At 26.1% G+C, this 20,227-nt stretch carries 17 protein-coding genes and 1 pseudogene; 14 read left to right on the forward strand and 4 right to left on the reverse strand.

Annotated elements, in window-relative coordinates; all coding sequences use genetic code 11:
- Positions 1-1,125 carry a tRNA guanosine(34) transglycosylase Tgt gene (gene tgt, locus H0H50_RS01235; RefSeq protein WP_185867360.1) on the reverse strand — a complete coding sequence of 375 codons (1,125 nt, stop codon included), beginning with the start codon at positions 1,123-1,125 and terminating at the stop codon, positions 1-3.
- Positions 1,126-1,207: 82 nt separating this feature from the next.
- On the opposite strand from tgt, the gene rsmH reads away from it, so the two are divergent.
- The 13 genes and pseudogenes from rsmH to hisS all read left to right on the forward strand — a co-directional run bounded on the left by rsmH (position 1,208) and on the right by hisS (position 17,000).
- On the forward strand, positions 1,208-2,104 hold the full coding sequence (gene rsmH / locus H0H50_RS01240; RefSeq protein WP_185867361.1) for a 16S rRNA (cytosine(1402)-N(4))-methyltransferase RsmH: 897 nt from the start codon (positions 1,208-1,210) through the stop codon (positions 2,102-2,104).
- 18 nt (positions 2,105-2,122) lie between these two features.
- Positions 2,123-2,443, forward strand: a complete 321-nt coding sequence (locus H0H50_RS01245; RefSeq protein WP_185867362.1) for an FtsL-like putative cell division protein — start codon at positions 2,123-2,125, stop codon at positions 2,441-2,443.
- 8 nt (positions 2,444-2,451) lie between these two features.
- Positions 2,452-4,416 (forward strand): penicillin-binding protein, encoded by a 1,965-nt coding sequence (locus H0H50_RS01250; RefSeq protein WP_185867363.1) that lies wholly within the window; start codon positions 2,452-2,454, stop codon positions 4,414-4,416.
- A complete protein-coding gene (locus tag H0H50_RS01255; protein WP_185867364.1) occupies positions 4,413-5,882 on the forward strand; it encodes a UDP-N-acetylmuramoyl-L-alanyl-D-glutamate--2,6-diaminopimelate ligase in 1,470 nt (489 codons plus the stop codon). Before H0H50_RS01250 ends, H0H50_RS01255 begins: the two co-directional genes overlap by 4 nt.
- Position 5,883: 1 nt before the next feature.
- Entirely contained in the window at positions 5,884-7,059 is a 1,176-nt protein-coding gene (gene mraY, locus H0H50_RS01260) for a phospho-N-acetylmuramoyl-pentapeptide-transferase (protein WP_185867365.1), read from the forward strand.
- Between the two features lie 20 nt (positions 7,060-7,079).
- Positions 7,080-8,440: pseudogene (murD, locus tag H0H50_RS01265) on the forward strand (UDP-N-acetylmuramoyl-L-alanine--D-glutamate ligase).
- Positions 8,427-9,629, forward strand: coding sequence for an FtsW/RodA/SpoVE family cell cycle protein (locus H0H50_RS01270; protein WP_185867422.1), 1,203 nt, complete (start codon positions 8,427-8,429; stop codon positions 9,627-9,629). The pseudogene murD and the gene H0H50_RS01270 overlap by 14 nt, the downstream one beginning before the upstream one ends.
- A complete protein-coding gene (gene murG, locus H0H50_RS01275; protein ID WP_185867366.1) occupies positions 9,619-10,725 on the forward strand; it encodes an undecaprenyldiphospho-muramoylpentapeptide beta-N-acetylglucosaminyltransferase in 1,107 nt (368 codons plus the stop codon). The genes H0H50_RS01270 and murG overlap by 11 nt, the downstream gene beginning before the upstream one ends.
- A complete protein-coding gene (murC, locus tag H0H50_RS01280) occupies positions 10,722-12,098 on the forward strand; it encodes a UDP-N-acetylmuramate--L-alanine ligase (RefSeq protein ID WP_185867367.1) in 1,377 nt (458 codons plus the stop codon). The genes murG and murC overlap by 4 nt, the downstream gene beginning before the upstream one ends.
- A 61-nt stretch (positions 12,099-12,159) precedes the next feature.
- Positions 12,160-12,843 carry a cell division protein FtsQ/DivIB gene (locus tag H0H50_RS01285; protein WP_238784210.1) on the forward strand — a complete coding sequence of 228 codons (684 nt, stop codon included), beginning with the start codon at positions 12,160-12,162 and terminating at the stop codon, positions 12,841-12,843.
- A 4-nt stretch (positions 12,844-12,847) separates the two neighbouring features.
- Positions 12,848-14,215 (forward strand): cell division protein FtsA, encoded by a 1,368-nt coding sequence (ftsA, locus tag H0H50_RS01290; RefSeq protein ID WP_185867369.1) that lies wholly within the window; start codon positions 12,848-12,850, stop codon positions 14,213-14,215.
- 11 nt (positions 14,216-14,226) lie between these two features.
- Positions 14,227-15,597, forward strand: coding sequence for a cell division protein FtsZ (ftsZ, locus tag H0H50_RS01295; RefSeq protein ID WP_185867370.1), 1,371 nt, complete (start codon positions 14,227-14,229; stop codon positions 15,595-15,597).
- On the forward strand, positions 15,597-17,000 hold the full coding sequence (gene hisS, locus H0H50_RS01300; protein WP_394798965.1) for a histidine--tRNA ligase: 1,404 nt from the start codon (positions 15,597-15,599) through the stop codon (positions 16,998-17,000). The genes ftsZ and hisS overlap by 1 nt, the downstream gene beginning before the upstream one ends.
- Here hisS and pnuC read toward each other — a convergent pair.
- Both pnuC and H0H50_RS01310 read right to left on the reverse strand, forming a co-directional pair.
- Entirely contained in the window at positions 16,995-17,627 is a 633-nt protein-coding gene (gene pnuC / locus H0H50_RS01305; RefSeq protein WP_185867423.1) for a nicotinamide riboside transporter PnuC, read from the reverse strand. The two genes, hisS and pnuC, sit on opposite strands and share 6 nt — an antisense overlap.
- An 11-nt stretch (positions 17,628-17,638) precedes the next feature.
- Positions 17,639-18,274, reverse strand: a complete 636-nt coding sequence (locus H0H50_RS01310) for a 4'-phosphopantetheinyl transferase family protein (protein WP_185867372.1) — start codon at positions 18,272-18,274, stop codon at positions 17,639-17,641.
- Between the two features lie 87 nt (positions 18,275-18,361).
- On the opposite strand from H0H50_RS01310, the gene H0H50_RS01315 reads away from it, so the two are divergent.
- Entirely contained in the window at positions 18,362-19,384 is a 1,023-nt protein-coding gene (locus tag H0H50_RS01315) for an Mrp/NBP35 family ATP-binding protein (protein WP_185867373.1), read from the forward strand.
- A 10-nt stretch (positions 19,385-19,394) separates the two neighbouring features.
- Here the strand turns inward: H0H50_RS01315 and H0H50_RS01320 are convergent, their stop codons facing one another.
- A complete protein-coding gene (locus H0H50_RS01320; protein WP_185867374.1) occupies positions 19,395-20,201 on the reverse strand; it encodes a purine-nucleoside phosphorylase in 807 nt (268 codons plus the stop codon).
- Between the last annotated feature and the right edge of the window lie 26 nt (positions 20,202-20,227).

Here is a 20,227-nt window from a genome sequence, read left to right on the forward strand (position 1 = left end):
TTATAAACGTTTTTGTAATAAAGGAATCATTGATTTTTTCCAAGAAAAAAATTCATTATGCATAATATGAATTTTTGCTTCTTGAATAAGATTAAAATAAAAAGAAAGATTATGAATAGAAGCTATTTCTTTTGCTAAATTATCTTTAGACAAAAAAAGGTGTCTTACATAAGATTTACTATATAATTGATCTACATAAGAATTTCCGAATTCATCTAAACAAGAATAATCTTTTTCCCATTTTTTGTTTTTTATGTTCATGATTCCTTTCCATGTAAATAGCATTCCATGACGTCCATTTCTTGTAGGAATAACACAATCGAACATATCTATTCCAAGAGCAATTCCTTCTAAAATATCTACAGGATTTCCTACTCCCATTAAATATCTAGGTTTTTCTTTAGGTAAAAAATCTGTTAATAAATCAGTAATAGTATGTGTTTGTTCTTTTTCTTCTCCTAAACTTAAACCCCCTATAGCATACCCTTCAGCTTCTAACAAGGATATCTCTTCTGCAGAATATTTTCTTAGATCTGTATAAATACTTCCTTGTATAATAGGAAAAAAACTTTGTTTATAATTATATATTTCTGGATTTTTTTCTAAATAAGAAGAACATTTTTTTAACCAATGATGTGTTTTTTTTAGAGATTTTTTAGCTTCTGTATGACTACAGGGAAAAGGGGGACAATCGTCAAAAGCCATAATAATGTCTCCACCTATGAAACGTTGAATTTTCATAGATTTCTCGGGAGAAAAAAAATGATAGGATCCATTTATAATAGATTTAAATAAAACTCCGTCTTCAGTAATTTTATTTAATTTTTTCATAGAAAAAATTTGAAATCCTCCACTATCTGTTAATATAGATTCCTTCCAATTCATAAAAGAATGAATTCCTCCAGCTTTATGTAATACTTGAATACCGGGTTGAAAATGTAAATGATAAGTGTTTCCAAGAATTATTTTAGATATTTTATAAAGTTCATGTATTGGAACAGATTTTACATAACCCTTTGAAGCGACTGGCATAAAAATAGGGGTTTCTATTTTACCATGATCCGTTTTTAAAATCCCTATTCTTGCTTTGGAAGAACTATCCGTTTTAATTAAGTTAAATTTCATTTTTTTTAAATTTAAATGACATATGCAACATATAATTATAAAACATAATTTCGTCCTTATAGGAATATAGATAAGATAAAAAATGAATTTTCAATACCATCATAAATCAGTTCTTATAAAAGAAAGTATAAAAAATTTAATTACAGATCAAAACGGTATTTATGTAGATGCTACGTTTGGTGGAGGAGGGCATTCTTATGCTATTCTAAAAAAATTGAGTAGAAAAGCAACTTTAATAGCTTTAGATCAGGACAAGGAATCCATAAAAAGAAATTTTATTAAAGATAAACGTTTTCATCTATTTCACAATAATTTTATTCACATACGTGATATTTTGAATCAAAATCGCATTGATAAAGTATCAGGTATATTAGCAGATTTAGGGATTTCATCTTTACAAATAGATAATCCTGCAAGAGGATTTTCGAATCGATTCAATTGTGTTTTGGATATGAGAATGAACCAAGAATCTTCTTATTCTGCTCAAAATGTTTTAAATGAATGTTCAAATAAAGAGTTATTTCATATATTTTATGAATATGGAGAATTTAAAAATGCAAGAAAAATTGCAGATAAAATATTAAAAAAACGTTTTAAAAAAAACATTACTACTACTTTGGATTTAGTTGATCTTTTTTTCATAAAAGGATCTTTTAAAAAGAAAAAAAGATTTTTTTCTAGACTTTTTCAGTCTATACGAATAGAAGTTAATAATGAAATAAATGCTTTAAAGAATTTTTTATTAGAATCTTCTAAAATTATCTTACCAGGAGGAAGGATAGCCGTTATTTCATATCATTCTATAGAAGATAGAATCATAAAATATTTTTTTAAAAAGGGTATTATAATAAATGAAATTAATTTTAAAACTATACCATTCAGAATGATACATAAAAAAGTCATTAAACCAAGTTTTCAAGAGATCATAAATAATCCACGATCTAGAAGCGCTAAATTAAGAATTGCAGAAAAGGCTTAAAAAATAACAAAAAAAAAAATGAGAACGAATATACAAGATATCCTGAAAGGAAAATTTTTAGTAAAAGAAGATGCTTATCGTAGTTGGAATTTTATTGTTTTTCTTACAATACTATCTTTAATTAGTATTACCAGTTCACATATGATGGACCGAAAAATTAGAAAAATAACTAAAATTAGTGAAGAAATAAAGGAATTAAAATCTGAATATGCAGATATACATAGTAAATGTATGAAAATGCAATTAGCCTCTTTTATAAGAAAAAAATTGGTGAATGGATTAAAACATTTAGAATCTCCTCCATACGAATTAATCATAGAAGACCAAAAAGTACAATAAAATAAAGAATGAAACAAAAAAGATATACTTTATTATATAAATCTTACTTAATTGGTTTTTTATTCATATTTATTGCCGCACTAATTATTTTCAATTTATTCTATATTCAAAATTATTCAGAAGGATATCAAAAATCTTTTATAGAGAGAACTATTAGAACCAATTTAATTAAGGCTAAACGTGGAAATATTTATGCGTCAGATAGTAGTATTTTAGCCATGTCTGTCATTAGATATGATATTCACATTGATTTTAGATCTATATCTGAAGAATTGTTTCAAAAAAATATTTATTCTTTATGTCATTCTTTAGAATCTTTATTTAAAAAACCAAAATCTTTTTTCTATAAAAAATTTCAATATGAAAAAAAAAAGGGAAATAGATATTTCTTATTGGCAAAAAATTTAGATTATCCACATTTTAAAATATTACGAAATTTTCCCATTTTCAATAAGGGACAAATACGAGGCGGGTTTATTGTAGAAAAAAAAATATGTAGAATTCATACACTGGAAAATATTGGAAAAAGAATATTAGGATATGATGATCATAGAGGAAAAGCCGGATTAGAAGGAGCCTTTAGCAAATATTTGAAAGGAAAAGATGGAAAAAGATTAGAACAACGTATTAGTTTCAAAATATGGAAACCATTAAAATCAGAAAACGAGATTAATCCAGAAGATGGAAAGGATGTTTATTCCACTATAGATATATATTTACAAGATATAGCCTATCATGCATTACTTCAAGAATTATTCATTTCTCAAGCAGATCATGGATGTGTTATTTTGATGGATGTAAAAAGTGGAGAAATTCCCGCTATGATTAATCTGGAAAAAACAAAAAAAAATACTTACGAAGATTTAAGAAATTTTGCAGTATGGGAAGGAAGTGAACCTGGATCTACTTTTAAAACTATGTCTATTCTTGCCGCTTTAGAAGATAAAAAAATAGATGTGGATATGATTGTAAATACCCAAGGCGGAGTCATGAAATTAAGAGGAAAAAAAATACGCGATAGTCATTACAATGGATATGTTAAAATAAATCCCAAACAAATTTTAGAATTATCTTCAAACGTAGGCATAGCAAAAATTATTTATGAAAATTATAAAGAAAATCCGGAAAAATTTATAAAACACTTATGTAAATGGAAATTAGATAGAAAAATAGGGATAGATATTCCGGGGGAAAGTATGCCTTTTATACCAAAACCTGGAAAAAAAAATTGGAGCAGCATTACCTTGCCATGGATGACTTTTGGATATAATATTAAACTAACTCCTTTACAAATACTAACTTTCTATAATGCTATAGCAAACCAGGGAAAGATGATTAAACCTCTATTTATTAGAGAGATAAAACATCATGGAAAAAGTATAAAAAAATATACCAAACCTATCGTAATGAATCCTTCTATAGCTGAAAAATCTTCTTTAATTAAAATTCAAAATATGTTAGAAGGAGTAGTAAAAAATGGAACAGCTAAAAAATATTATAATCCAGAATATCCTTATGCGGGAAAAACGGGAACAACACAGTTAAATTATTGGATAAAAGGAAAACCTTTATCTTACAATAGTTCTTTTGTAGGATACTTTCCTGCTAAAAACCCAAAATATTCTTGTATTGTAGTTATTTCAAAACCAGAAAAAGGATACTACGGTATTGAAGTGGCTGTTCCTGTATTTGACAAAATAGCCAAGTCTATTTATCCAAGAATAGAAAAAAAAACACTTTTAAAAAATCAAGAAAATCTATTAAATAAAATTATAGAATCAAAAAATTTTTTTATCGATAAATGGATTATGCCTAATATCATATCTGTTCCTGGAAAAGAAATCATACCTATATTAGAAAATAGGGGGTTTAACATACGATATGAAGGAATAGGAAAAGTAATTACTCAATCTGTTAAACCAGGAAAAAAATTGAAAAAAAATCAGATTATATTTTTGAAACTAGAAGAATGAAAAAATTATTAAAAGATGTTTTAAAAAAAGTACATGTGTTAAAAATGATAGGCAAAAATACTTCTAAATTTATAGAAGGAATTTCTATTAATTCAAAAATAGTACAGGACAATATGATTTTTGTAGCCAAAAAAGGAAAAATAACAGATGGACATAAATTTATTATAGATGCTATACAAAAAGGTGCTAGTACTATAATTTGTGAAAAAAATCCTTTTTATATTCATAAACATATCACTTATGTACTCGTTCCTGATTCCATGGAAGCTTTAGGGATTATATCATCTAATTTTTATGATCATCCTACAAAAAAAATAAAATTAATAGGAATTACCGGAACGAATGGAAAAACCTCTGTAGCTACTATACTTCATCAGTTATTTTCTAAAATGGGAGAAAAAAATATTCTGATTTCTACTATGGGTATAAAAATATTATCTAGAAAATATCCTACTACACATACAACTCCGAATATTATTGAAATTAATAAATATTTAAATATTTCAATACAAAAAGGATGCAAATATGCTTTTATGGAAGTAAGTTCACATGGAATACATCAAAAAAGAGTTGCAGAATTGTTATTTAAAGGAGGAGTTTTTACTAATATAACACATGATCACTTAGATTATCATAGATCTTTTGATCATTATTTATCTACCAAAAGGCTTTTTTTTGAAAATTTATCTAAAAAAGCTTTTGCATTAATTAATTCCGATGATGAAAATTCGCATAAAATAATAAAAAAAACTTTAGCTAAAACCTATTTTTATAGTATAGAAAAAAATTCAGATTTTAAAATTAAAATTATAAAAGAAAATATTCATGGAAATCAATTCCTAATTGATGGTCATAAAGTTTTTACCCATTTGATAGGAAGATTTAATATTTATAATCTATTAGCTAGTTACGCTACAGCCATCTTATTAGGTAAAAAAAAAGATAATATTCTGAAACAAATACAATATATTAAACCCATAAAAGGACGTTTTGAGCAATTTTTATCCAGTTCAGGAATTCATATTATTGTAGATTATGCACACAATCCAGATGGATTAAAATCCATTTTGAATACTATTAAAACAATCAAAAAAAATGATGAAAAATTAATTTGTGTCATAGGTTGTGGAGGAAATAGAGATATAAAAAAACGTTCTTTAATGGGTAAAATTGTTTATGAAACATGTGATATCTCTATTTTTACATCCGATAATCCTAGAAATGAGGATTTAAATAAAATATTCAATGATATGAAAAATTTTAAATCATATCTAAAAAAAAAATCTATTTTAACCTTTGTGAGACGAAAAGAAGCTATTCAAACTGCAATTCAAATTGCCAAAAAAAAAGATATTATTCTAATAGCTGGAAAAGGACATGAAACTTTTCAAGAAATTAAGGGAATACGTTATTCTTTTAATGACATGAAAATAGCTAAAAATTTGTTAAAAACTTACGATAAGTAAGATGATTAATTTTTTTATCAATAACAATTCTGTTTTTTACAGAGCTATTTTAGCTTTTTTTTTATCGTTTTGTATGGCTTTGATTTTGTATCAAAGAATTATATGTTGGAATCAAAAAAATAGTATTATAGGAGAAAAAATACGAGATCTTGGACTTTTTGGTCAAAAAGAAAAAGAAGGGACTCCAACAATGGGAGGTGTTGTTCTTATATTTTCCACATTAATTTCTACAATATTTTTTTCTACTTTGAATAACATATATGTATTAATGTTGATTATGACTACATTGTATATGGGTTGTATTGGATTTATAGATGATTATATTAAAATAAAATATAATAAAAAAGGACTTAGTATTATGGGTAAAATATTAAGTCAGATTCTGTTAGGAATTTTTATTGGAAGTATTATGTACTTTAACACAAACATTTCTATTCAAAAGGAAAAAATAGAATCAAAAAATTCACACTTTTTTCAAGAAAAAAAATATGGATTCAAAACCACTATTCCCATTTTTTATTCCATATATCATAATCATGAATTTGACTATGCTTATCTTTTAAATTGGTATAATAAAAAATGGGAAAAATATGCCTGGATTGTGTTCATTCCTATTGTTATTGTCATTATTACATTTTTATCGAATGGAGCTAATCTAACTGATGGAATAGACGGTTTAACAGCTGGAATTTCTTCTATTATTTTTGCTACTTTATCTTTATTATCTATAATTTCCAGTAATGAAATATATTCTTCCTATCTTAATTTTATATATATTCCTCATTTAGAAGAAATCATCATATTTTCTTTTTCTTTTTTAGGATCTTTAATAAGTTTTCTTTGGTATAATACTTATCCAGCTCAAATTTTCATGGGAGATACTGGAAGCTTAACTATAGGAGGAGTCATCGCTACACTAGCTATTATAAATAGAAAAGAATTAATATTGCCTATTTTATGTGGAATTTTTTTTATAGAAAATATTTCTGTAATCATACAAGTATTGTATTTTAAATATTACAAAAAAAAATATGGCATAGGAAAAAGAATTTTTCTCATGGCACCTTTACATCATCATTTTCAAAAACTAGGATATCATGAAAATAAAATTTTCAATCGTTTTATTATTATACAAATGATGCTTTCTATGTTAGTATTTATTTTATTAGTTATATAAAAAAAAAATAAAAATAAGCAATGAAAAAAAAATTCATAGTTATATTGGGTGGAGGAGAAAGTGGAGTAGGAGCAGCTTTATTAGCTAAGAAAAATGGGTTAAAAACATTTTTATCGGATTCTGGAATTATTATAAAAAAATACAAAAAAATTTTAATAAAAAATAAAATTCCTTTTGAAGAAAAAGGACATACAGAAAATATAATCATTAAAAATGCTATTAAAGTGATAAAAAGTCCTGGAATTTCCAGAAATAATCCTTTGATAAAAAAAATCAATTTTTTAGGGATCCCTCTACAATCTGAATTAGAATTTGGTAAAAGTTATATTGAAAATTCTTATGTAATAGGAATTACAGGAAGCAATGGAAAAACAACAACCTGTTCCATTCTTTATCAAATACTCAAAAAAAAAGGAATAAATGTAGGAATAGCAGGGAATATTGGCCATAGTTTTTCTAAAAAAGTCATAAAAAAAAAGATGTTTATATATTAGAAATGAGTAGTTTTCAATTAGATGATTGTTTCAATTTTCGTTCGAATATTGCAGTCTTATTAAATATAACAAGAGATCATTTAAATAGATATGATGATATTGAAAACTACATCCATTCCAAATTTAGAATCGCAATCTTTCAAAAAAAAGAAGATATTTTCATTTATAATCATGATGATCCTATTATAAGAGAAAGGATAAAAAAATATCCTATTATGTCTCATTGTATTCCTTTTTCTATAAAGAAAGAATTACGTATGGGTGCTTATGTGAAAGATAACAAAATATTTATTAGAAATCAAAAAAATAAGGAAATATGTTTTTTAAATGTAAACAATATTCCTTTAATAGGAGATCATAATCTCTATAATATTATGGCTTCATTAATTATATCCGAAATATTAAACGTAAAAAAAGAATCAATAATTTCCATCTTATTGAAATTGAAACCTATAGAACATCGGATGGAAAAAATATTAAATATAAATGGAGTACAATTTATTAATGATTCTAAAGCCACTAATGTCAATGCAGTTTTTTATGCATTAAAAAGTATAAATGCGCCTATTATATGGATAGCAGGAGGAGAAGATAAAGGAAATAATTATATAGAATTAATTCCTTTGGTTAAAAAAAAAGTGAAAGCTATAATTTGTTTAGGAAACAACAATGAAAAAATTTTAAATTTTTTTAAAAATATCATTGATATTATTTGGGAAACAAAAAATATTAAAAAAGCTGTTTATATGGCTTATATATTATCTTCTCATGGAGATAATGTTTTATTCTCTCCTGCTTGTTCTAGCTTTGATCTTTTTAAAGATTATAAAGAAAGAGGAAACAAATTTAAACAAGAAGTAAGAAAACTAATTGATGAAAATTTCTGAAAAAATAGATCTATTTTTAAATAGATATATAAAAGGAGATAGATATTTATGGGCATTCATATCTTTGTTGGCTATATTTTCCTTTTTGCCCGTTTATTCTGCTAGTACAAACTTGGTAACTACATATGGAGGAACGAATACAGTATTTCGTTATTTATTAAAACATGCTCTTTTTTTGTTAATTGGCTTTTGTATACTTTTTTTCACTCAATTTATAGACTATAAATATTTTTATCGCATGTCTATTTTTTCTATGCCTATAGTTTTCGTTTTATTAATTTTTACTATGAGTCAAAGAAAAGAATTAGATGGGGTTAATGCTTCTCGTTGGTTATATATTCCTATTATTAATATATCTTTTCAAACTTCCAGTATCGCTGGATTAGTCCTTTTCATTTATTGTGCCAGATATTTAGCTCAAAAAAAGAAAGAACGAATAAATTTTATAAATTCTTTTTTTCCCTTGTTATTTCCAATATTTTTTATCACTGGACTGATTTTTCCCGCTAATGGCTCTACTGCTGCTATTGTTTTTATATCTGTTTTAATTTTACTATTTATAGGAGGATATCCATTAACAAGTGTTATAGGAGTTTTTTTAATGGGTATTTTATTTTCAGGAATATATATTTATTCTGTTATAAAATGGGGAGATAAAAAACCTATAAATAGAGTTTACACATGGAAAAGTCGTATAGAAAAATTTATAGATCATGAATCTGAAGAAAGTTATCAAATGAAACAATCTAAAATGGCTATCGTTTTAGGAAATAAATTTGGTCGTGGTCCTGGAAAGAGTGTTTTAAAAGCTTTTCTTCCGCAATCTTCTTCAGATTTTATATATGCTATTATCATAGAAGAATATGGATCTGTTGGAGGAATAATACTTTTATTTATTTATATACTAATTTTAATGAGAATTATGATAATAGCTACGAAAGTTCAAAATTATTTTTGTTCTTTGTTGGTCCTTGCTGTAGGTTTACCTATTATCAATCAAGCACTCATTAATATGGGAATAGCTGTTGGTTTATTTCCAGTTACAGGACAAACTTTGCCGCTGATTAGTGCTGGAGGGACTTCTATGTGGGTTACTTTTTTTAGTTTTGGCATTATATTAAGTATCAGTCGAATGATATATAAAAACTCGACTAACACCATTCAAATTATAACTCATCATGAACCATAATATTTATCCTAGAATAATTATTGGAAGTGGAGGGACCGGAGGTCATATATATCCGGGAATAGCTATTGCTAATGAACTTAAAAAAAAAATTCCAAAAACCGATATTTTGTTTATAGGATCTAAAAATCATATGGAAATGCAAGAAATTCCAAAATTCGGATATTCTATTGAAAAAATTTGTATTTCAGGTGGAAAAGATAAATTTTTTTCTATATCAGGCTTTACTGTCTCTATACAATTAATATATAGCTTTTTTTTGGCAAATAAAATTATTAAAAAATTTTCTCCAGATATAGTTATCGGAACAGGTGGATTTGTTAGTTTTCCTACCTTGTATGCTGCAAAAAAAAATAAAATACCTATCTTGATTCAAGAACAAAATTCTTTTCCTGGATTAACCAATCGAATATTTTCTCGTTACGCGAATAGGATATGCATAGCTTATGAGCAAGCAAAAAAATATTTTCCAAAAGAAAAAACAATCATAACTGGAAATCCAGTAAGATCTGAAATATTACAATTGCCTAGTAAAGAAAAAGCCTGTATTCATTTAGGATTAAAAGTAACAAGACCTATTATTTTATCTATAGGAGGGAGTCAAGGTTCCAATAGTATAAATAATGCTTGGATAAAAGGATTAAAAAAATTAATAGAATTGGACATTCAACTTATTTGGCAGGTAGGAAAATTAGATTTTCATAAGATTAAAAAAAATAAAATTTCTCATCATTCTAATATTATTTTCATGGAATTTATTGAAAATATACCGATATGTTATGCGGCTGCAGATATCATTGTATCTAGAGCTGGAGCTTTAACCATATCAGAAATATGTTTAGTAGGAAAACCATATATATTGGTTCCTTTTCCTTGGTCTTCAAATGATCATCAAAATCAAAATGCTAAAATATTAGAAGGAAAAGAGGCAGCTTTAATTATAAAAAATGATGAAATAGAACAAAAATTAGTGGATTCTGTTATACAATTAATGAATGATTCCATCATGAAACAAAAAATGAGTAAAAACATATTAGAATTAGGAAAACCTAAAGCAACAAACGATATTGTAAACGAGATTTTACAAATTATTTTATGAACTTAAACCAAATTGATTCTTTTTATTTTATAGGAATAGGAGGAATTGGAATGAGTTCCCTCGCTAGATATTTTAATCTTATGGGTAAAACTGTTTATGGTCATGATCAAAAGAAAACCTTTTTAACAAAAGAATTGGAAAAAGAAGGAATATCCATCAATTATAATGATAGTATAGAAATTTTACCCAAATGGGTGTTATCTAAACAATGTTTGATTGTATATACACCAGCAATTCCTAGTCATCATAAACAATGGATATACTTAAAAAAGTATGGAAAAAATATAAAAAAACGTTCTCAAGTACTAGCTTTAATTACAGAAAATGAAATTTGTATAGCTATAGGAGGAACACATGGAAAAACAACTACTTGTACCTTGTTAGGACACATTTTATATAGTGTTGGAATGAATGTAACTGCTTTTTTAGGAGGAATTTCTGAAAATTATCAATCCAATTTGATATTGAATAATGTATTGAATGGAAAAAAAATTTTTTTGGTGGAAGCTGACGAATTTGACCATTCTTTTTTGTATTTATCTCCTAATATAGCATGTATAACGTCTTTTGACCAAGATCATGTAGACATTTATCCAAAAAAAGAAGCCTTGAAAAAGGCTTATATAGCTTTCTCCAAGAGAATAAAAAAACCATATAAAAAAATATTTCTTTGCGAAGAAGAATCTTTTCTATCCAATAACGCTATATATTATTCCGTGATAAAAAAAGAAAATTATTATTCCCATCATCTTTATGTAAAAAAAAATAAGTGGTATTTTGATTTTCATACTCCTACAGAAATATGGGAATCTTTACCTTTACCTATTCCAGGTATACATAACTTAAAAAACCTTACTGCAGCATTATCTATATCTGACTATCTAAAAATTCCTAAAGAAGAAATCAGAAAAGCTTTATTTTTATTTAAAGGGATCAAAAGAAGATATTCCATTCACTATCAATCTTCAAAAAAAATATATATAGATGATTATGCACATCATCCTACCGAAATCAATGCTTTGATCGATACTGTAAGAAAATGTTTTCCAAATAAAAAGATATTGGGAATTTTTCAACCCCATTTATTTAGTAGAACTAAATTTTTTGAAGAATCTTTTGCAAAAAGTTTAGAACATCTTGATATTTTAATTTTACTAGATATTTATCCAGCTAGAGAATTCCCCATAAATGGGATTAATTCCAATAGTTTATTAAAAAAAATAAAAATGAGTTCTAAAGAAGTATCTACTATACCTAAAGTTTTAGAAAAAATTGAAAAAAAACATTTTGATATTATTTTGACAATAGGAGCTGGGGATATAGATTCCTTAATTATTCCTATAAAAGAATGGTTGTATAAACGATATGGATAAATATAAATAAAAATAAATGAGAAATAATAAAACATTCTTCATCCTTATTTTATTATTATATATGATTTGTATCATATCGCTTTTTTATTTCTCTAAAAAAATACATCAAAACAGAACTTTAAAAAAAATTAATATTGTCATTGATCCCCTATCTAAAGATCATTTTGTAAATGAAGAAATTATTAAAAATATTCTATTTTATAAAACAGAAAAAATTGAAAAAAAAATCGGTCAATTATGTATATTGAGAATGGAAAATAAATTAAATAATTACCCTTTTATAAAAAAATCGGAAGTGTTTCTCAGTGTAGATGGGACCCTTAATATTAAAATTTGGGAAAAAGAACCCATATTAAGAATCAAAAATGGAAATAAAGAATATTATCTTACTAAAGATGCGGAAAATTTAGAACTTTCTTCTTTTTATTCATCAAAAGTTATCTTAGCAAAAGGACTTTTTTTGAAAAAAGAAAAAAAATATTTAACGAATTTAGTCAAATTCATAAACTCAGATGAATTATTAAAAAACCAAATTATTAGCATAAAAAAAAATAATAAAAATTCATTTGTTTTGATTCCAAAAATAGGGAATCATTATATTATATTAGGAAATATAAAGGATTTTAAAAATAAATTGAATAAATTAAAAGCATTTTATAAGCAATACCTAAATAAAATAGATATTAACCAATATAAAAGTATTGATTTACAATATAAAGACCAAGTAGTCGCAAAAAAAAGATAAGTTTATGGAATATCAAGATATAGCTATAGGTCTTGATGTGGGAACCACGAAGATTGTAGCTATGGTAGGAAGGAGAAATGAATATAATAAAATTGAGATCTTAGGCATAGGGAGATCTAAAAGTATAGGTGTGCATAGAGGAGTTGTAAATAATATAACTCAAACCATTGAAGCTATTCGTGAAGCTGTATCTGAAGCAGAACAGAGTTCTGGTTTAAAAATAAAAGAAGTTATTGTTGGAATAGCAGGACAACATATTAGAAGTCTACAACATAATGATTATATTACTAGATTAGATTTTGAAAATGTTATTAGTCAAAAAGATATACAAAAATTAATAGATCAAGTTCATAAACTGGTCATGCAACCAGGAGAAGAAATAATTCATGTTCTTCCACAAGAATATAAAGTCGATAGTCAAGCCGAAATAAGGGAACCTATAGGAATGTATGGAAGTCGTTTAGAAGCAAATTTTCATGTAGTAGTAGGACAAATTTCTTCAATACGGAATATTGGAAGATGTGTAAAAGCTGCAGGATTAAATTTATCTGGAATGACCTTAGAACCTTTAGCTTCTGCTGAAGCTGTATTAAGCACTGAAGAAAGAGAAGCAGGTGTTGCTTTAGTAGATATAGGAGGAGGAACTACGGATATTGCTATATTTAAAGACAACATTATCCGTCATACTGCCGTTATTCCTTTTGGAGGAAATGTCATCACTGAAAATATAAAAACAGATTGTTTAATTATTGAACGGCAAGCAGAATTATTAAAAATAAAATTTGGATCTGCATGGCCAGGAGAAAATAAAGAAACAGAAATTGTTTGTATTCCTGGATTACGAGGTCGTGACCCTAAAGAAATTTCTTTAAAACACCTTTCACAAATTATTCATACACGAGTATGTGAAATTCTAGAACAAGTAAATGTAGAAATAAAAAATTATGGGAATGAAGAACAAAAGAAAAGACTTATTGCAGGATTAGTCATGACAGGTGGAGGTTCTCAACTTAAACATGTTCGTCCATTAACAGAATATATTACTGGAATGGACGTTCGTATAGGTTATTCTAATGAACACATAGCAGGAGATGAAAACGGTCTTATAAGTAATCCAGAATATGCCACGTCTATAGGATTAGTCATTAAAGGACTTGATGATAAAAAAAAATATCTTTGTACTACCGCAGATATGGGACATAAATATGGACATGATGAAAATTTTGAGTTTATTTCTACAAAATTTTATGATAAAAATCGTAGATTAAATTATGATGAGGATCATAAAAAGAAAAAAAATAAAACGAAATCAAAATCTTTTCTTGAAATTTGGGCAGATAAGTTCCGTCAAATATTGAATGACTCAGAATAATAAACCATGAAATGAAAAAAGAAGATTTTATACCAAAAAAAGAAAACCCTCAATTTGGATTTTCAAAAAATCGTTCAGCTGCAATCAAAGTAATTGGAATAGGAGGAGGAGGAAGTAATGCTTTAAGTCATATGTTTGAACAAGGAATTACTGGTGTAGATTTTATAGCGTGTAATACGGATGCACAAGCATTAAATAATAATCCAGTTCCTATAAAAATTCAATTAGGAGCTTCTATTACAGAAGGATTAGGTGCTGGAGCAGATCCAGAAGTAGGAGAAAAAGCCGCATTAGAAAGTTTGGAGGAAATAAAAAGTATTTTAGATTCTAATACGAAAATGACCTTCATTACAGCAGGAATGGGTGGAGGTACGGGAACTGGTGCAGCTCCAATTGTTGCTGGAATTTCTAAAGAAAAAGGAATTCTTACTGTAGGAATTGTAACAATTCCATTTCATTTTGAAGGAAAAATGAGATTACAACAGGCTCAAAAAGGAATAGAGGCATTAAGAAAAAATGTGGATTCTCTCATTGTTATTAATAATGATAAATTGAGAGAATTATATGGGAATCTAGGATTTAAAGCCGGTTTTGCAAAAGCAGATGAAGTTTTAACAACTGCAGCTAAGGGTATTGCAGAAGTTATCACTCATCATTATAAACAAAATATAGATTTAAGAGATACAAGAACTGTTCTCAAAGAAAGTGGAACGGCTGTTATGGGTTCTGCTATTGCTGTTGGAGAAAATAGAGCAAAGGAAGCTGTAGTACAAGCTTTAGATTCTCCATTATTGAATGATAATAAAATTACAGGGGCCAAGAACGTTCTTCTTCTTATTGTTTCAGGAAAAATAGAAATTACTATAGATGAAATAGGAATTATCAGTGATTATATACAAGCTGAAGCAGGGAATAATGCGAACATTATTATGGGGATAGGAGAAGACGAAGATTTGGAAGAAAGTATTTCTGTTACCATAGTGGCTACAGGTTTTCCTACGGAAATCCAACGGGCTATTAATCACGAAGAAAAAAAAATATTTCATAAATTAGAAGAACCTTATGAACAAAGATTAAAAAAAATGGAAGAAATTCATTCTTATTCTAAACGTATAGATCCTTTTTTTTCAAAAAATTATTCTAAATCAAGTCATTTAGAACAACATTATAATAATAATAAAAAAAACGATTTTACATTGAATCAAAAGCAAAATATTTTTGATCAGTCTATAAATTCAAGTTTTTTTATAGAAAAAAAACATAAAAAATATATGCTAGAAGATAGTTTTGATCTTCCTATTTCATACAAAGATGAAAATGAAAAAATAATACAAAATAGCATTCGTAAAAAAGAAAATAATACAAATAAAGAATTCAATTGATGCTTCCTAATATTCCCAAAGGGACCAGGGATTTTTCATCCATTGAGATGAGTAAGCGAAATTATTTAATTCAGACTATTCGAAAACAATTTGAGCTTTTTGGTTTTTATCCTATAGAAACACCTTCCATTGAAAATCTTTCCACTCTTGTTGGAAAATATGGAGAAGAAGGAGATTATTTAATGTTTAAATTGCTCCATTCAGGTAATTTTTTAAAAAAAAATTTTTTGGATTTTTTAAAAGAAATCAAGAATAATAAAAAAACGGTTCATGTTGCAAAATGTTTAACTGAATATATATCTAATAAGGCACTGAGATATGATTTAACGGTTCCTTTTGTCCGTTATGTAATGATGCATAAAAATGAAATTGTTTTTCCTTTTAAAAGATCCCAAATTCAACCTGTATGGCGTGCAGATAAACCTCAAAAAGGAAGATGGAGAGAATTTTATCAATGTGATGCGGACGTGATCTCGTTATCTTGGTCTTTATGGGAAGAAATAGAATTAATTCAACTTTGTGACGAAATTTTTACTAAATTAAATTTTCCTATCATTATCTATATTAATCATAGAGATATATTAGGAGGATTAGTTGAAATGGCTGGTATAGAATATAATTTATGGAAAGATTTTACTACATCTTTAGATAAATGGAATAAAATTGGACGAAATTTAGTCAAAAAAGAAATGCTTTATAAAGGGATTTCATCTAAATCATTTGATAAAGTAGCATTTTTTTTCGATATGGAAGAAAATTTCTATAATAAAGAAAAATATTTGACTGTAGCCTTACAAGATTCTGAAAAAGGAAAAAAAGGGATCCGAGATCTGAGTTTTATTTATAAAAATATAAATAATATTTCTTTACAAAAGACAAGATTGGAATGGAATCTTTCTTTAGCCAGAGGAATGAATTATTATACAGGTACAATACTAGAAATTGTTCCATTCAACAATAGAAACTCTATTTCTATTGGAGGAGGAGGTAGGTATGATACATTAGCTAATTTATTTGGAATGAACAATATTTATGGAGTAGGAATTTCTTTGGGTTTGGATAGAATTTATTTAGCAATGGAGCAAGAAAATTTGTTACAAACTATATCTAATTATACTTCAAAAGTATTGTTTATTAATTTTGGAAATGAAGAGGTTTTATATGCATACAAAATAATAAAATTTTTGAGAAAAAAAGGAATTTATACTCAATTATATCCTAATGCGGATAAAATAGGAAAACAATTTAGATATGCTAATGATAACAATATTCCATTTGCTATTAGTATAGGAAAAAATGAAATCAATAAAAATAAAATCAAAATGAAAAATCTTAAAGAAAGAACAGAAAAAGAATACGATAACATTAATGATATTGTAAATCAATTAACAAAAAGATTATGATAAAATTTGATTGAGTGCTTTTTTCTTCCAAATAAAAAATCCTACTATAGCCAATAGAACAAGAATTATAAATAAAATTCCTGTCAATACCAAACCCTTAAAAAAATAAAGAGGAACGGAAATTCCGTTTCCAATTATCCAAAATATCCAATTTTCTACTTTTTTCATAGCCATTTGATACATTCCGGAAAAATAAATACCCGTTGTAAGTACATCCATCCAATCAAAATGAGATTGAAGTTTTCCATAAAAAAAATAAATCATCATACTGAAAATACAAGAGAATATAAATAAAATAAAAGTGTAAAAATAATCTTTTTTATTGCAAAAAGTAATAGGTATTTTTTGATTTTTATCCTTTTTATACATCCATGCATACCATCCATAAAAGCTCATCAACGTGTAATACAAATTAATAATAAAATCTCCATAAAGAGAAGTTATAAAAGTTAAATAACTATATATGGTAGTGCTGACTATTCCTATTGGATATACCCATATATTATTTTTTTGAGCAAAAAAAACACTAAATATTGTAAATGCTACAGCTGTAAATTCTAAAATTATGTGAAAAAAACTATTATTATAATAATAGGGAGATAAAATATGATCTATCCAATCATTCATCAGATTCATATTCATTTGTCTATAATATAAACTAAATAATATTTTTCTATTTTTCTATAGAAAGCAGAAAACCGCTTACTATAGGAATTTTTTATAATCCAGCATGATACACAAGAATTCTTTTGAAGGCAAAAAGGAGAAACTTTATAATGATCTAAAAAACTATAGAAAATTCCTCCTTCTAGTTTATACAAACTTTCTTTAATTCCCCATATAATATGTAGATAATCTTCTTCATAATTTGTATGAATAAAAAGAGATTCATCATCTCTAATAAATTTTTTCTTTATTTTCACTATTTTTTTATCTTTTCGTAATTTTTCTATGTCTATTCCTATATGATAAGAACTTATAGCTATGGCTATTTTTTCAAAAGAATGACTTAAAGAAATATGTTTTCCTTCAGGATAAAGAAAAGGTTTTCTTTTTTCATCATAAAAAATATTCATTTTTATGCCTATATATTTCAAAGCATAACGTATCCCTAAAAATTCTCTTTTTCGTTTTTCTGATAATGATAAAAAAAACATCTTATCCTTATCTGAAAGAAAAAGTTTTCTTAAAAACATAGTGTTAAAAAAATGTTTCCATTTAAAAACTATGATTATCGTATGATAGTTACGAAACTTATAGGTCCCAAAATTCATTTTTTTAACACTCTATTTTTATTTTATAATTTCTTTAAATCTAACCATTTTTTTTTGTACTATTGCGAATATATGATGTATGTATATATGAAAAAAAAAATTGAAAAAGCGTTAGAAAATGTTTTTATTGTTGATAATAAAAATATTGTTGAATCTGGTTTGGTAAAAAAAATAGATTTATTAAATAATAAAATAACAATCTATTTGAGTTTATCCAATCCTGCTATGCATATAAAAAATAAACTCATCAAAGATATTACCAATTCTATAAAAAATAAAAATATTTCAGATACAATACGCATAAAAATAGAAGTAAAATCAGATAAAGATAAAAAAATAGAACCTGTAATAAAAAACATAATAGCTATAGCTTCTGGAAAAGGAGGTGTTGGAAAATCCACAATAGCAACAAATATAGCTGTTTCTTTAGTTAAAATGGGTTTTCATGTTGGATTATTAGATGCGGATATTTATGGTCCTTCTATTCCATTAATGTTTAATATTAATATTGAAGAAAAACCTGTTAATTTACAACATAAAAATGGGATTATGAATCCTATTACTAGTTATGGGGTAAAAATTTTATCTATAGGTTTTTTTTCAAAATATGGACAGGCTATTGTTTGGAGAGGGCCCATGGTCACTAAAGTTTTGAGACAATTTATGCATGAAACAAATTGGGGAAATTTAGATTTTTTAATTGTAGATTTGCCACCAGGAACAGGGGATATTCATCTATCTCTTTTGCAAGAAATTCCATTAAAAGGAATCGTTATAGTAAGCACATCTCAAAAAATAGCCTTATCGGATGTAAATAGGTCTGTAGGAATGTTTCGTATTCAATCTATTTATGTTCCCATACTTGGAATTATAGAAAATATGTCTTATGTTCTTTCAAAGAAAACTAAAGAAAAATGCTATTTTTTTGGAAAAAATGGAGTATTAAATTTTTCCAAAGAAATGAATATTTTTTTTCTTGGAGAAATTCCTATGTTACAAAAAATACGAGAATATTCAGATTTAGGAATTCCTATTGTTCTAAAAAACGAATATATTAGAAATATTTTTCTAAACATTACGAAAAATATTATCAATCAATTGCATGAATGAATATTTATTGTTATAAACAAAGTTTTATAAATTCTTTTATTATTAATATTAGAAGAGATATAGATTTTTCTATTTCTTGACAAAATGGCTTTAAAAATTCATCTGAATTATATCCCTTATCCTTAGGTTTTTCATATAATCCCATTACAATAGATATAGCAAAAACTCGTAAATTCATACATCTGGCTGTTATGACATCTTTTACTATATTCATGCCTACACAGTCCCCTCCCATAGATCGTATCATAGCATACTCTGCATAGGTTTTATAATTAGGATAAGGAGAAGCAACATATACTCCTTTCTGAATAATGATATTATGATTCATCGCAATATTTTCTGCAATTTCTATCATTTTTTTATCATATGGTTCTATAATTTCAAAAAATCTATTTTTTATAAATTCTTTTATATTAGGACTTTCTGGAAAAAAATTAATATGATCTTTAACCAACATAACATCTCCCATTTTGTAGTTTGGATTCACCCCACCAGAAATATTAATCAATATTAATTTATCTATTCCTATATTTTTACACAATACAATAGGGAAATTGTTGGTTTTACTTTTTTCATAAAAAGGTTCTATTAAAAAAACTACATTTTTATCTTCTATTTTACCGAATAAAAATTTTCCATATAAATTATTTTTTGAAAAAATAGGTATTTCTTCATAAGAAATGCATATAGGATTTTTTATTTCCTCTATCAGTTTATCGAATTGACTTCCTAATAATAAAATTCCAAAATCAGGTTTTTCTTTGATTTTGTTTTGTATGTATTGTTTTGATTTTTCTAAAGTCATAGTCATTGACATAAATTCAAGTTTTTATCAAATTACAC

Source organism: Blattabacterium cuenoti, from assembly GCF_014252015.1.
Classification (GTDB): Bacteria; Bacteroidota; Bacteroidia; order Flavobacteriales; family Blattabacteriaceae; genus Blattabacterium; species Blattabacterium cuenoti_U.